This window comes from Thermostichus sp. MS-CIW-38 (assembly GCF_054058415.1).
In genome coordinates, this window is the sequence record NZ_JBSSAH010000011.1 from 1 (window position 1) to 13,601 (window position 13,601).

Below are 13,601 nucleotides of genomic sequence, written 5' to 3' on the forward strand. Positions count from 1 at the left end.
CAATTTCTGCAAATGCTGGCAGTCAAGGCTGAAAGAGCTGGGCTGAGGGCGATTGCAGTGAATCCCAACGGCAGCAGTCAAAACTGCTCTCGGTGCGGTCAAAGAGTACCGAAAGCGATTCAAGACAGATGGCATTCTTGTTCCCATTGTGGGCTAGAACTAGGGCGCGACCACCATGCGGCCATCAACATCAAGCACAGGGCGGTGGGGCATCCCGTTCTTTTCGCGTCAGCGGGACGTAGTCCTTGAAGCCCGCACTCTCTCGCTTTGGCGGCGCGGAGCGCTTTGCGTCAGCATGAGTGTGGGAGTATGTCACGCTGAAGAAATCTACAGGGATCCAGTTGGGGACATGTCGAATCCTGCTGCTGTCCAGGACTTGTCTGCCAGCCTGAAGATCGGCCAGGTGGCTCTAGCAGCCGGCTTGCCTGTACGCACGGTGCGCTACTACGAATCGATAGGCCTGCTGAAGCCAACGGTGGAACGGGCGGAGTCCAGCTATCGGCTGTTCGACCCTTCGGTTTTGGTTCGCCTGGCTTTTATCCGCCGCTGCCAGAGCCTGGGCCTGAGCTTAGAAGAAATCCGCCACATCCTGGACATCCACGACCGAGGGGAGCAGCCTTGTCCAGAAATTCGCCAGCATCTGCAAGGCAAGCTGCAGGAGATTGAACAGCGAATTGCCGATCTGCAAGCGCTGAAAAGCCAAATTCAAGGTCTCCTCTCCGATTGGCAGATCCCCCCTGCGGCTGCTGATGAAAAAGAGGTGATCTGCCCGATTTTGCAAAAACCAGGGGCCAGGGGCGGCAAGGGCAACAGCCGTTACTCCACCGTTACCGACTTAGCCAAGTTGCGCGGCTGATCCACATCGGCTCCGCGGCGCAAAGCCATGGCGTAGGCGAACAACTGCAGGGGGATCACGTTCAGAACCGCCGACAACAGGGGTGTCGTGCTGGGCACCTCGATGATGTGGTCGGCTTTCTCCCGCACCTGGGTGTCTTCGGGGTTGATGAGGGCGATCACCCGTCCCCCCCGCGCCCGCACCTGTTCGATGTTGGAGAGCATTTTTTCGTAGACGGGATCCCGGGTGGCAATGCACACCACCGGCACCCGCTCGTCGATGAGGGCGATAGGGCCATGCTTCATCTCCCCTGCCGGGTAGCCTTCGGCGTGGATATAGCTCACCTCTTTCATCTTCAAAGCTCCTTCCAAGGCAATCGGGGCGTTAACCCAGCGGCCCAGATAGAGCATGTTGGCAACATGATGGTACTGCTCCGCCAGTTGGTCGTAGAGGGCGGCGTCCTTCAGCATCAGGCTGATCTTGCCCGGCAGCTCAATCAAGGCTTGCAGGTGGGCTTGGATCTGGGCCGGGCTGAGGATCCCTTTGGCTTGGGCCAGTTGCAGGGCCAGCAAATACCCCGCCACCAACATGCCAGTAAACACTTTGGTGGAAGCCACGGCAATCTCCGGACCGGCATGGATGTAGAGAACCCCGGCATCCGCCAGACGGCTGGCCTGGGATCCGATGGCGTTGACAATCGCCAGAGTCGGGATCCCTTGGGTGCGGGCCTCGCTCATGGCTGCCAGCGTATCGACGGTTTCTCCCGACTGGGTTAGAGCCAGCAACAGGTGGTTGGGGCGCAACACCGGCTGGCGGTAGCGAAACTCAGAGGCATAGTCCACCTCCACGGGGGTACGGGCCAAGCTCTCGATGAAGTACTTGAGCACCCAGCAGGCGTGCCAGGCAGTACCACAGGCTACGGCGTGGATGTGCTCAATGTGGGCCAGTTGTGCTTCAGAAAGCGTTAGCCCCTCCAGTGTCACCCGGCCCTGTTCCAGATCCACCCGCCCCCGTAGCGTATCGGTGGTGGTGCGGGGCTGCTCAAAGATCTCCTTTTGCATGAAGTGCTTGTAGCCTCCCTTGGCGGCTGAGACGGGATCCCAGGCCACGGTGATGCTGGATTTGCGCAGCTCCTCGCCGGTAATGCGCAAGTAGCGCACTTGAGACTCCGTGAGAACCGCCATTTCCCCATCCTCCAAGAACACCACCTTGCGGGTATGGCGGACAATGGCAGGCAGATCGGAGGCGACGAAGTTTTCTCCTTCTCCCTCTCCCACCACCACGGCTCCGGCATTGCCCAAACGGGCTGCGATCAGCCGATCCGGCGCCTCCCGATCCAGAGCCACTACGGCGTTTCCTCCCCGCAGTTGCCCCATGACCTGGCCAAAGGCCGCCTCAAAGGAGCCCAGCTCTTCTGTATAGAGGCCGAGCAGTTGGGCGATCACTTCCGTATCGGTTTGGGAGCGAAATGGGATCCCCCGCTCCAAGAGGCGCTCCTTCAGCTCCAGGTAGTTTTCCACAATGCCGTTTTGGATCACCACAATGCGCCCGCGCTCGTCGCACTGGGGGTGAGCATTTTCTTCGGTCACGCCGCCGTGGGTGGCCCAGCGGGTATGTCCGATCCCTACCTTGGCGGTGGGCATGTTGGCGGTGAGCTTCACCAGCAGGTTGTGCAGCTTGCCGGTGGCGCGGACAACTCTCAATCCTTCTTCGGGATCCACTGTGGCAATGCCGGCAGAATCATAGCCCCGATACTCCAAGGTGCGCAGGCCCTCCAACAGGATGGGGGCAGCCCACTGAAAACCCACGTAGCCGACAATGCCACACATTCCTCACACCTCAACCTCAGTCGCGCCAGCGTTGCGTAGCAATACAGGCAACACCTTATCCGCAAAGCCTACCCCAGGTTGGGGATCCCTTCAACGGCTTTGGCCGCCGTTGTTACCTCAGCGGGTCATCTCAGGGATCCCAGACTCCCGCTAGAGAGAGGGGAAAGGCAGCCAACTTATGGGGAAGTCTGCGGCTGCCATCCTTGGGATCCAGGGGCAACTCCCTGGGCAAAAGAGACGGGCGCAAAATTGAACTGATAACCTTCGGCCACCGCGGGCTGGATCCCATCTTCCCCAGGGACGCTGGAGACCAAGTTGCTCAGCCCCAATACCAACTCTCGAATGCCGCGGCGAAACTGGGGATCCCCGGTCAGCTCGTCGATGTCGGCGGTGATCTTTTGCATGTTTTGAAAGGTGATGCGCGCCGAATCGAGGGTTTGGCGCAGAGTAGCTAAAGTGCCCGGATCGTTGAGGCTGGCGGCAATCTGCCGCAGATCTTCGGTAGCTTGGGCCACGTTCTCCGCAGCCGCTCGCACCTCGGCCAGGATCTGGCGCACATCGGCCTGGAGTTGTGGATCGGTAACCAGCGGGCGCACCGCGCTCGACATGGCCTGGAGATCGGCGCTCACCTGCTGGATGTTCTCCAGAGCGGCGTTAAGGGAAGTGCGGTTTTGATCCACCAGGGCGGTGAATTGATCGGCAGCCGCTTGCAAACTGCGGGCAGTTCCCCCCACAGCTCCAGCCGCGTCTTGGATGGCCGTGGCAGCGGTCGTGAATTGCAACAAGTCCAGATCTTCGGTGCGCAGGGCAGCTACTCGCTCTTCCACGGTTTCTGAGAGATCGGCCACGCTATTGGCGACGCGGGTGAGACCTTCTAGGGTGGCGTTAAGGGTGTCGAAGAGCTCATCGTCGTTGATCCGTGTGAGCAACTGATCCAGCCGGATCAATAACTGGCCAAAATCCACTCCAGGTTTGCCCTCCACCACATCCCCATCGCAGATGATTTGACTGCTGTCGCAATCCGCTGCCAGAGGGGATCCCGTTGCCGCCTGACCCCTCCCCTGGGGCAGGATGTCCATCACCGTTTCCCCCACCAACCCCGTCTGTTTGGTTACAAACAGGGCGTTGCGGGGAATAGCCAAAGGCTGGTCAATGGCCACCTGCACCTCCACTTGATTGGGTTGAGGCGTGATACGCTCCACCCGACCTACGGTTACCCCCCGCAGCCGCACGCTGGATCCCTCGGCCAGCCCGGCCACGTTGGTATAGGTGACGGTAAATTGAAAGCCGCGACTGCCGAAGCGCAGGTTGTAGATCCACAAAAACAGGCCGGCAAAGCCCAGCGCCCCCGCCAGGATCAACAGGCCCACTGCCCCTTCTCGCACTGCTCGCGAACGCATCACACCTGCCCCGCCACTTGAATTGGCCCTTCTACGCTACCGCTGAAAAACTGCCGCACAAAGGGGTTATCGCACGTTTCGATCTGCTGCACGGATCCCTCCCACTGCACCCGCCCCTGAGCCAACAGGACAATGCGGTCGGTGGCGCGGTAAATGGTGCTGTGCTGGTGGGTCACCACAATGTAGCTCTCACAGGCTTTTTTCACCTGCTGCAGCTCCCGGATGAGATCTTCAATCACCGTCGAAGCAATGGGATCTAAACCCGCAGTGGGCTCGTCGTACAGCAGCAATTGGGGCTCATCCTGGGGCAGAGAAGGATCCTCCATAATGGCGCGGGCGAAGCTGGCCCGTTTGCGCATCCCCCCCGAGAGTTCTTCTGGCAGGTTGTGCTCTTTGCCCGCCAGTCCCACCGCCTCCAGCTTGGCGGCCACCAATTCCTGAATACGGGAGCGGGGCAACTGCGAGTGCTCGTAGAGCAAAAACCCCACGTTTTCTTCCACCGTCAGGGAGTCGAAGAGGGCGGCCTGCTGAAACACCATCCCTACTCGCAAAGGGGGAGTTGCATGATGGGCTTGAATCTCCGGGAGCGGGATCCCGCACCAGAGCACTTCTCCAGCGTCTGGCTCCGTTAGGCCGGCGATGATGCGCAGCAGCGTCGATTTCCCGGTGCCCGAAGGCCCCACCAGGCCCAGGGCCTCACCCCGGTACACCTTCAGATCCACGTGGTCAAGCACCACCGTCGAGCCGAAGCGCTTGGAAACTTGGCGCAGCTCCACCAAGGGGGCAGTGCTCTGCACTGCTGGCATGCTCAGAACCTCCGCCCTCGCCAAAGGCTGGAGCCTATTTTCCGCGGCCTGCTGCTCCTTTGGGCTGTCTATGCTGCTTCTGAAGCACTTGACCAATGATTTCAAGCAAAACTGGGGGCTCAGGATGCTTCCCTCCTTGAGTCGGCTTCACTGCTAGTTTAGGAGTCGGCAGGGGCCAAGGCAATGAAGCACCCACAGCCCTATCAAGGCAGATCAGGGATCCCTGGCGATAGGCCCAAGCCGTACCTGATACATTCACGCTGAACTCTCCTGAACATGGTTCAGGAAAGAAGCGATCGCATCCTGCCTATCTCTGTTCGCGTCAGCGGGACGGAGTCCAAACAGGAAGGCGGTATCCCGCAAAGCCCTGAGGAATACCCCCCGAGCGCTTTCCCCCTTCACTTCCCGGCAACCGTTGCGGTGGACTCAAGGATCAGGGGGAAACTTGGTCTACTATATCCCTCTCAATGACTTTTGCCAAACCGCCTAAAGCTCAGTAAATTCAGCAAAGTTCAGGGTTTTGGGGGTTAGAGGCATGCTCTCCTCTCCATTCTCTCTGCTCTGGGGCTCAGGGGCGAGGTCTTCCTCAAGGGCAGCCACCCAACCGGAGGGGACGATTTCCATCTCGTCTGTAACCCCTGCTCTTTTCTCTTCCCTCTTCTCTCCGTCAGCCAGCTCCGGCTGTTCATCCTGCTCCGAATTGAGTTTCACGCGCCGCGAGAAACCCCAGACAAATAGGGGGATCACAGCCACCACCATCCCCCACTCCGGGATCTCGATTTGGGGGAAAAACACCTCCAACAACATGGTGCTCCCCACCAAGGCGATGATGGCAAAAGCGGCGTCTTCCAGGTGAGAGAACTCGTCCAACCAACGCAAAAACAGAGAAGCCATGTAGCGCATCAGGGTAATGCCGAGAATGCCGCCGAGGATGATTACCCAAGCCTTGCGGGAGACGCCCACCGAAGCGGCGATGCTGTCGAAAGAAAACACCAGATCGGTAAGCTCCACCATCACCAGGGTCTGCCAAAAGTTGGCGTGGCGGGTGATGTCCTGTTCTTGGCCTTCCTTCTCCCCCCGAAAATGCTGCCAGGCCAGCCAGAGCAGGTAGCAGGCTCCCAAGAATTGGGCGGGTGGATACTCCACCAACCAAACTGCCGCGAAGACAATGGCAATGCGAAAGCTGTAAGCGCCGATGATGCCCCAGCGCAAGGCCCGATTTTGTTGCTGAGGGGTGGGCAGATGCTTCACCAGAGCTGCTAGGGCAACGGCGTTGTCCGCAGAGAGGGCGGCCTCCAAAAACACCAAAGCCACTACCAAGAAAATATCTGTCCAGGTGAAGGACTGAGTCATCCCTTGCGCCAGGATCAAGGTTGCCCCCATCGCATCTGTTGCATTTTTGACAAGTGTTGCATCAATTAGCATATTCGCGCGTTTTGTCCGCCCCAGTCAGTCCAACACAGCAGTTAACCAGCGTAGGAACCCTCCCCATCTTCGGATAAAGGTACCCCAGAAAAAGGCATGAACCCAGTTAGGTGACCAGAGGCAACACCCTCAAACTCCCGAAGGATGGGAAAGAGAAAGCCCAAGCCTAAACTATGGCCTGAGTATAGCCTGTTTGGCTCAGGATCCATTTACAGTTCTTAACCTTCTGAAATCTGGCCATCCTCTGTTGGATCTCCAGTGGGGCCGGATGAGCTCAGTCGAGCCGCCAGCCGTTGTCCACAGCGCAGGATCTGGCCTGCTAGAATGGCCGCCCCGAAACCGTTATCGATGTTCAGCACTCCCACCCCCGCTGCGCAGGAGTTGAGCATCGTGAGCAGGGCAGCCAAGCCCTGGAAGCTGGCCCCGTAGCCAATGCTGGTGGGCACAGCGATCACCGGACAATCCGCCAGACCCGCCACCACGCTGGCCAAGGCCCCCTCCATGCCCGCCACCACGATCAGCACGTCCGCTTGCAGGGCCGCCCGGTTGTGCAGCAGCCGATGGATCCCGGCCACCCCCACATCCCAGAGGCGCTTCACCTGAAACCCAGAAAGCTCGAGCGTGAGGGCGGCTTCTTCTGCCACCGGTAAGTCGGCAGTGCCGGCGGAGATCACGCTGACCTGTCCAGGATGGCTGACCACCTGCTGGGACGGGATCCAACACAAGCGGGCCAACTCGGAATACTGGGCCTGGGGCAAGCGGCTGCGGATCTCGGCATACACCTGGGCTTCGATGCGGGTGGCCAAGGCCAGGGATCCCCGCTGGTGGAGTTGCTCCAGGATCTGGGCAATCTGATCTGGGGTCTTGCCCGGCCCCCACACGGCTTCGGGAAAGCCCGTGCGCAAGGGACGGTGGTGATCTACATGGGCGAAGTCTCCCACCGGCTCGAAGGGCAGAAAGCGATAGGCCTGCAGAGCTTGCTCTGGGGTGAGCTTTCCTTGGGCCACCGCCCGAAACAGATCCTGCAGCGCTGTCGTAGAGGGGGGGGTCATGGAGGATGAGTTAATCTGCAACACTCGGCTTGGATCTTGCCTGGATCTACTGGGCCAAAGACCCGCGCGGGAAAAACAACACCGGATGCCAACTTTGCCGCAAAATCTCGCCGGTGAGGCTGCGAACCGACCACTCCCAGAAGCTGCCCACGTGGGGGGAGGCAGTGGCGATGGCCGTCATGTCTTCATCGGCAGCAGTAGTCAGGATCTCTTTGAGAGGGGATCCCACCCGCACCAGGGTGCGCAGCTGTACGGGCTTCACCTGCTCGCTCAGGGGTTCAAGCACCTGGGCCAGGTCAGCCTCGGCTTTGCGTTGGAGCACCTCCACCGGAGTTCCTTGGTTGCGGCGGGCGCTGGGATCCACCACGTAGAGCAGGGTAAGCGTCTGACACTGGGAAGTACCGGGCAGCAGGTGGCCGAGATGGTTCAGCAACTGCTGACGCGGCTGCTCAAAGTCAAAGGGCACCAAGAGGCAGCGAAACAGGTGGCGGCTGCGCAAGCGCAATTCTTCCAGGGTAAAGGTAGCCAGCAGTTGGGGGCGCATCACCAGCAGGGGGATTTTCAGCTTCGGCAACAGCGTCATGGTGGTGCTGCCGAACAATTTTTCGGCGAGCAGATTGTGGGTGCCCATGCCTGTGATTAACAGATCGCAGCCGTAGGCTTGGATCCCTTTTAAGATCGCCTCTGCCGGCTTGCCCACCTGCACCAGAGCCTCGACTTCCAACCCTGCTGGGATCGGGTTCAGCAGCTTCTGCAACTGGGTCTGCTCTGCCTGGACTTCGGGGGTAATGTCTTCGGGAATGCCGATGTCGTCCTCCTGCCAATCCATGCTGCGGACGAAGGTGACGCGCTCAATGCCGTTGCTGTGCAGATCTTCCAAACACTTGCCAAAACGCTGCAGGCCATCTCGGCGGTCGGTGGCAATTAACACGTTTTTAAACATATCGTTTTGAGCATTAGGAGAGAGGGTAGCCGGCTCAAGAGCAACGCTTTGGCCCGCAGCGATCCTAAGCTAACACCTTGCGGGGTTGTTCCCAAGGCAGCAGCTCCGGATCCCTCTTCGGCATCGATTGCTCACCGGTTGGGATCCGCCAGGTTGCGAAACTGGGTGTACTGGCTTTCGAACAGCAGGCGCACGGTACCGGTGGGGCCGTTGCGATGTTTGGCAATGATGACCTCGGCAATGCCGCGATCGCTGGTGTTGGGATCGTAGTATTCCGGGCGATAGATCATCATCACCAGATCGGCATCCTGCTCGATGCTGTTGTGAACTAGCAGACCGTTGGCCACGAAGTTGTGGTGGCGGGGCATTTCGACGTCGTAAACCGGCTGAGGCTCCCCCGGCTCGCTGATGAGCACCACCGGATCCCAGATCAGCCCCTCCTGCACCACCACCGCCACCTCTTCCTCCAATTGCAGCTCGTCGAGGGTTTTCCAGCCGTCTGGGGTCAAGAAGGGATGGTTGCCGGTGGCGCGAATGGAAAAGTTGAGGCGGGTCTTCAGAACACAGGTGGGCTGCCGACCACTGCAAAACACTTTCACAGGCTGTTGGGGCACCAAGCGCCCGCGCCCGTTCAAGCTGAGCAGGCGGGGCAATTCCGCCACAGCCGGTAGGGCCGCCAGTTGATCCAGCCGCCAGATCTTGCCGCGATCCACATCCATCACCTGCGTATCCCCGGCCAGACAGCCCGATTCCCGCAGATCCGCCAGCTGTGGACGTTTGTCGGAGCGAGACTCAACAGCTCGACTGAGCTGAGAAAGCACCAGCACCGGCACCATCAGCTCTTTGGCCATGGCCTTGAGGCCACGGGTAATGCGCGACAGCTCCTGCACCCGGTTGTCAGCAGCGGATCCCTGCATCAGTTGTAGGTAGTCGATCAACACCATCCCCAACGTTCCCCCCTGTTCCGCCTGCAAACGCCGCGCTTTGGAGCGAATTTCGGTAACGGTACAGTCGGGGGTATCGTCGATGAACAGGGGCAATTGCGATAAAAAACCAATGGCTTGTCCCAGGCGCTGCCACTCGTGTTCGCTGATGCGCCCAGAACGCAGACGGCTGCTGTCGATGCGGGCTTCGCTGGCCAAAAGCCGCTGCACCAGTTGCTCCCTCGACATTTCCAGGCTAAAGATGGCGACCGGCTGCTTGGCATAGGCAGCCACATTTTGGGCAATGTTGAGGGCAAGACTGGTTTTCCCCATCGAGGGACGACCGGCCAGGATCAACAAGTCGGATCGCTGCAAGCCCTGAGTCAGGTTATCCAGGTCGATGAATTTGGTCGGGATCCCAGGGAGCTGAGCCCCACTCTGGAACTTCTCTTCCAAATCCGAGAAGATATTGACCAAAACCTCAGAGGCCGGGATGAGGCTACGCTGCACCCGCTCTTGGGTGAGTCGAAACACCTCCTGCTCGGCTTGATCCATCACCTGAGATAGGGGTTGGCTGGTATCGTAGGCCAAACGAGCCAAGGTATTGCTCACCTGGATCAACTGGCGGCGCATGTATTTATCCATCACCAGGCGAGCATACTGGTCGATGTTGACGCTGCTGACGGTTTGCTCCAGCAGACGACGGATCGCCCCTGTTCCCCCCACCCGCTCCAGAAGATGATGATCCGCCAACCAGGCAGACACAGTCATCAGGTCAGTGGGTTGGCCTTGGCTGTGCAGTTGGAGAGCAGCCCGGTAAATCTCTTGGTGGGCAGAGATGTAAAACATCTCTGGTCGCAGAAACTCCGCGACCCGCACCAAAGCATCCGGATCGAGGAGAATGCCCCCCAGGATTTCCTCCTCGGCTTCAATGTTTTGAGGAGGAAGCCGATCCCCACCCGTTAAGTCGTAATCGCTGATCACCGCAAGCCAGGATAGGAAAATCAACCCAGCCCTAGGGCAACCGGCCTCTCAGCCAAGCAGGCCCACTCAGCAGGTAGGCCAAGCTACAGGCTGAGCATACCCGCTTGTTGCCTAAGGCAAAAACCCTACTCACCCCGGGATCCCTCACGGGAACTCAGGGATCCTCGAAGGTGAGTCCTCATTCGGGAGTAACCTGAATGCGCAGCGTAGCGGTAACTTCGGGGTGTAGCTTCACCTGCACGGGATAAACCCCGGTTTTTTTGATTTCCTCGTTGAGGAGAATGTTGCGGCGGTCGATATCCAGGCCGCTGGTAGCCAGCACCACCTCGGCAATATCGCTGGTGGTAACCTGCCCGAATAGGAGATCGTGTTCTCCCACTTTCTTACGGATGACGAAGCGACCAATGGTCTCCAGAGCGGTCTTGTAGTTTTCCGCCCGTTGTTTTTCTGCCAGTTTACGAGCCGCTTCCTGCTCCAGACGCATCTGCTGCTCTTTCAATATGCCAGGGGTAACCCGCACCGCCATCTGCCGTGGGAAGAGGTAGTTGCGAGCATAGCCGGGCTTGACGTTGACAATCTCTCCGGGCTTGCCCAGCCCTGGGATCGCCTGGCGCAGCACAACCTGCATGTTACGTTTCGACATTGGGAAGACACTTCTTTTCTCGACAGCCCTCCATTCTAGAGGCTCAGCAGGTTCATCGTCAGCCCAGAGTGCCATAGCCACCAGCCCGTCGGCATAGGGGATCCCTTCTCAGCTAGAAATCGCAGGAGCCCCGCACTGTACCCGTAGGGTCAGTGCCGGGAGGAATGCGCTTTGATGAAGTACAATGAACTTATGAGCCAAGTCCTGACCATATCCTGTAAGCTCAAGGCGTTCCCGTCACAAGCCGCCAAATTGGACGCGACGATGGATGTCTTTGTGCAGGCATTGAACTGGGTCAACCAGAACACGCCGGAGAAGATCGTCAACGCGGTTAAACTGCAATCCCTTTGCTACTACGAGATTCGAGCCCGGTTCGGCTTGTCCAGTAACTTGGCTCAACAGGTGTGCAGACGGGTGGCAGGCGCTCGCAAAGTGGCGAGACAGCGCAACCGTCCGGTTAAAGAGTTCAAGCGTAGGTTCGTTACCTACGATGCACGTATCTTCTCATTTCGCGAGAAAGACTGGTCGGTGTCGCTGACCACGGTGGAAGGGCGAGAGCGCTTTGAACTAGCCATTGGCAACTACCAGCGTGGGATGCTGGCTGGCTCTAACCCCAAATCGGCCACCCTAGTCCAGCGGAAGGACGGCTCCTACTCCATCCAGATTTGCGTAGAGAAAAACCCGCCCAAGCAACAAGATACGGACAGGGTGATCGGGGTGGACTTGGGCAGGACGGATATCGCCCATACGTCAGAGGGGGACAATTGGAATGGACAGCAGTTGAACCGAATCCGAGACCACTACTCCAAGCTGAGGGCGGCACTCCAACGCAAAGCCAGTAAGGGCACCCGCAGTTCGCGGCGCAGATGCAGAGAACTGTTGCAACGGCTGTCTGGCAAGGAGAGACGCTTTCAGGCGTGGGTCAATCATCGCATCTCCAAAGCTATTGTCTCTAGGGCAAAGGCGACAAACAGCGCTATTGCTCTGGAAGACCTGACAGGGATCCGGGAAAGGGTCAATCAACAGCCACGCAGCAAAGCCGAGCGGCGCAGGGCCAACAGTTGGGCGTTCTACCAACTACGTCAGTTTCTGGAATACAAGGCGAGGGCTGCAGGGGTTTCTCTGATTCTTGTGCCGCCTGCTTACACGTCGCAGACCTGTCACAAGTGTTTGCACATCCATCCCGATCCTACGCAGTCCTACCGCAGTGGAAAGAAGTTCAAGTGTGGGCACTGTGGATGGGAAGGGGATGCGGATTTGAATGGTGCGAATGTGATTGCGCTCTTGGGGGCTGTCGTAAACCAGCCTAGAGGTCCGGGCTTGTTTTGTTCTCTGGTAGAGCAGAGCAGGCTCAGGGCTACTGAAAGCCCGCCCCGTACTGCGAAGCAGTCAGGGCCGGGTAGTTTACGCCGTCCTCTGGGATGAGGTGAAAGACAAGCTGAAGATGAGTGGGCTCTCCCTTTCGGGGGGACAGCAGCAGCGTCTTTGCATTGCCCGCACCTTGGCCATCCAGCCGGAGGTTATCCTGATGGATGAGCCTTGTGCCTCGTTGGATCCCATCTCCACGTTGCGCATTGAGGAGTTGCTCAAGGAACTGGGCCGTCGCTACACGATCATTATCGTTACCCACAACATGCAGCAGGCAGCGCGGGTCTCCGACTTTACCGCCTTCTTCAACACTGAAGTCGACGAAGAGGGGTTTCGCTACGGACGGCTGGTGGAGTTTAACCGCACTGAGAAAATCTTTAACTCTCCCGCCCATCGGGAAACGGAAGAGTACGTGAGCGGACGGTTCGGCTAATCTGCTGTTGGCGATCCCTCAATCCTGGTCAGTTGGGATCCCGCTCGCCTATTCTAATGGGCGGGAAGATCTATGCAAGGTGAGGCACCGGCGAGATGGCCAAGCGGGTGCGTCTGGATAGCTGGTTGGTGGAGCGCGGATATTTTTCCTCACGCCAGCAAGCGCAACGCTCCATTTTGGCAGGAGAAGTCTTTCTAAATGGGGTGCGGGCGGAAAAGCCTGGAACCTGGGTGAGCGGGGATCCAGCGGTGCAAGTCCAGTCTGGGCCTGCTTTTGTCTCACGGGGGGGAGAAAAGCTACAGGGGGCGCTGCAAACTTTTCCTGTTCAGGTGCAGGGTCGTATTTGTTTGGATGCGGGCATTTCCACAGGAGGTTTTACAGACTGCTTGTTGAAACGGGGAGCCCAGCGGGTCTACGGAGTGGATGTGGGCTATGGGCAACTGGCCTGGTCTTTGCGAACGGATGCGCGGGTGATCCTAAAGGAGCGGGCCAACTTGCGCCATCTGCAGCCGGAGGATCTGTACGGAAGCGAGGCACCTCCCCAGAGCTGGCCGGATTTGGCGGTGGTAGACCTGTCTTTTATTTCCCTGACTAAGGTGCTAGCTCCGCTGTGGAACCTGTTGCGTTTCCCACGGGAGGCGCTGTTGCTGGTGAAGCCCCAGTTTGAGGCGGGCCGAGACCAGGTGGGTAAAAAGGGGGTGGTACGGGATCCGGTTGTCCATGCCCGCGTGCTGGAGACGGTGATGCGCTCGGCTGTGGCCCAGGGCTGGCAGGTGCAAGGCTACACGTGGTCGCCCATCACTGGCCCTGCCGGCAATATCGAGTATTGGCTCTGGCTGGCTGAAGGAGAAGGGATCCCTCTCCCCAGCGGCAGTGCGCTACAACAGATGAGCGAGCAGGCGAGAGCGACTTTACATGCATAGATCGTCGATTTTGTCAATAAGCTAATGTGCTGGATTG

General features: G+C 58.8%; 12 protein-coding genes and 1 pseudogene. 5 read left to right on the plus strand and 8 right to left on the minus strand.

Annotation, left to right across the window (positions count from 1 at the left end):
• Window positions 1-249 (plus strand): zinc ribbon domain-containing protein (locus ACVWXZ_RS05775; protein WP_457482273.1); only part of this gene is annotated, 249 nt, incomplete at its 5' end.
• Window positions 250-349: 100 nt separating this feature from the next.
• Entirely contained in the window at window positions 350-856 is a 507-nt protein-coding gene (locus ACVWXZ_RS05780) for a heavy metal-responsive transcriptional regulator (RefSeq protein WP_457403661.1), read from the plus strand.
• Here ACVWXZ_RS05780 and glmS read toward each other — a convergent pair.
• The 8 genes from glmS to rplI all read right to left on the minus strand — a co-directional run bounded on the left by glmS (window position 817) and on the right by rplI (window position 10,840).
• Window positions 817-2,664, minus strand: coding sequence for a glutamine--fructose-6-phosphate transaminase (isomerizing) (gene glmS / locus ACVWXZ_RS05785; RefSeq protein ID WP_414382665.1), 1,848 nt, complete (start codon window positions 2,662-2,664; stop codon window positions 817-819). The genes ACVWXZ_RS05780 and glmS overlap by 40 nt on opposite strands.
• A 176-nt stretch (window positions 2,665-2,840) precedes the next feature.
• Window positions 2,841-4,064, minus strand: coding sequence for an MlaD family protein (locus ACVWXZ_RS05790; RefSeq protein ID WP_457403660.1), 1,224 nt, complete (start codon window positions 4,062-4,064; stop codon window positions 2,841-2,843).
• Complete coding sequence (locus tag ACVWXZ_RS05795; protein WP_414355855.1) at window positions 4,064-4,870, minus strand: ABC transporter ATP-binding protein; 807 nt, start codon at window positions 4,868-4,870, stop codon at window positions 4,064-4,066. The genes ACVWXZ_RS05790 and ACVWXZ_RS05795 overlap by 1 nt, the downstream gene beginning before the upstream one ends.
• Window positions 4,871-5,356: 486 nt before the next feature.
• On the minus strand, window positions 5,357-6,253 hold the full coding sequence (locus tag ACVWXZ_RS05800; RefSeq protein ID WP_457441319.1) for a TerC family protein: 897 nt from the start codon (window positions 6,251-6,253) through the stop codon (window positions 5,357-5,359).
• A gap of 260 nt (window positions 6,254-6,513) precedes the next feature.
• Window positions 6,514-7,347, minus strand: coding sequence for a nickel pincer cofactor biosynthesis protein LarB (gene larB, locus ACVWXZ_RS05805; protein ID WP_457388235.1), 834 nt, complete (start codon window positions 7,345-7,347; stop codon window positions 6,514-6,516).
• 46 nt (window positions 7,348-7,393) lie between these two features.
• Window positions 7,394-8,290: a universal stress protein gene (locus ACVWXZ_RS05810; RefSeq protein ID WP_457441321.1), complete on the minus strand. Its 897-nt coding sequence runs from the start codon at window positions 8,288-8,290 to the stop codon at window positions 7,394-7,396.
• Window positions 8,291-8,421: 131 nt separating this feature from the next.
• Window positions 8,422-10,197 carry a replicative DNA helicase gene (gene dnaB / locus ACVWXZ_RS05815; protein WP_457441357.1) on the minus strand — a complete coding sequence of 592 codons (1,776 nt, stop codon included), beginning with the start codon at window positions 10,195-10,197 and terminating at the stop codon, window positions 8,422-8,424.
• 178 nt (window positions 10,198-10,375) lie between these two features.
• Complete coding sequence (gene rplI / locus ACVWXZ_RS05820; RefSeq protein ID WP_414329820.1) at window positions 10,376-10,840, minus strand: 50S ribosomal protein L9; 465 nt, start codon at window positions 10,838-10,840, stop codon at window positions 10,376-10,378.
• A 192-nt stretch (window positions 10,841-11,032) separates the two neighbouring features.
• Here rplI and ACVWXZ_RS05825 point away from each other — a divergent pair, with 192 nt between their 5' ends.
• The 3 genes and pseudogenes from ACVWXZ_RS05825 (at window position 11,033) to ACVWXZ_RS05835 (ending at window position 13,564) form a co-directional block, all read left to right on the plus strand.
• Entirely contained in the window at window positions 11,033-12,265 is a 1,233-nt protein-coding gene (locus ACVWXZ_RS05825) for an RNA-guided endonuclease InsQ/TnpB family protein (protein ID WP_457482274.1), read from the plus strand.
• Window positions 12,249-12,641, plus strand: a pseudogene (locus ACVWXZ_RS05830) (ATP-binding cassette domain-containing protein); the annotation flags it as partial. The gene ACVWXZ_RS05825 and the pseudogene ACVWXZ_RS05830, both read left to right, overlap by 17 nt.
• Before the next feature lie 95 nt (window positions 12,642-12,736).
• The gene (locus ACVWXZ_RS05835; RefSeq protein ID WP_011432704.1) at window positions 12,737-13,564 is read left to right on the plus strand and encodes a TlyA family RNA methyltransferase; all 828 of its coding nucleotides are present in this window, start codon (window positions 12,737-12,739) and stop codon (window positions 13,562-13,564) included.
• The last annotated feature ends 37 nt before the right edge of the window (window positions 13,565-13,601 follow it).

Bases quoted from the DNA above. Each gene is read 5' to 3' on its own strand.
- ACVWXZ_RS05780 (WP_457403661.1), top strand. From the start codon at position 350: ATGTCGAATCCTGCTGCTGTCCAGGACTTGTCTGCCAGCCTGAAGATC.
- glmS (WP_414382665.1), bottom strand. From the start codon at position 2,664: ATGTGTGGCATTGTCGGCTACGTGGGTTTTCAGTGGGCTGCCCCCATC.
- ACVWXZ_RS05790 (WP_457403660.1), bottom strand. From the start codon at position 4,064: ATGCGTTCGCGAGCAGTGCGAGAAGGGGCAGTGGGCCTGTTGATCCTG.
- ACVWXZ_RS05795 (WP_414355855.1), bottom strand. From the start codon at position 4,870: ATGCCAGCAGTGCAGAGCACTGCCCCCTTGGTGGAGCTGCGCCAAGTT.
- ACVWXZ_RS05800 (WP_457441319.1), bottom strand. From the start codon at position 6,253: ATGGGGGCAACCTTGATCCTGGCGCAAGGGATGACTCAGTCCTTCACC.
- larB (WP_457388235.1), bottom strand. From the start codon at position 7,347: ATGACCCCCCCCTCTACGACAGCGCTGCAGGATCTGTTTCGGGCGGTG.
- ACVWXZ_RS05810 (WP_457441321.1), bottom strand. From the start codon at position 8,290: ATGTTTAAAAACGTGTTAATTGCCACCGACCGCCGAGATGGCCTGCAG.
- rplI (WP_414329820.1), bottom strand. From the start codon at position 10,840: ATGTCGAAACGTAACATGCAGGTTGTGCTGCGCCAGGCGATCCCAGGG.
- ACVWXZ_RS05825 (WP_457482274.1), top strand. From the start codon at position 11,033: ATGAGCCAAGTCCTGACCATATCCTGTAAGCTCAAGGCGTTCCCGTCA.
- ACVWXZ_RS05835 (WP_011432704.1), top strand. From the start codon at position 12,737: ATGGCCAAGCGGGTGCGTCTGGATAGCTGGTTGGTGGAGCGCGGATAT.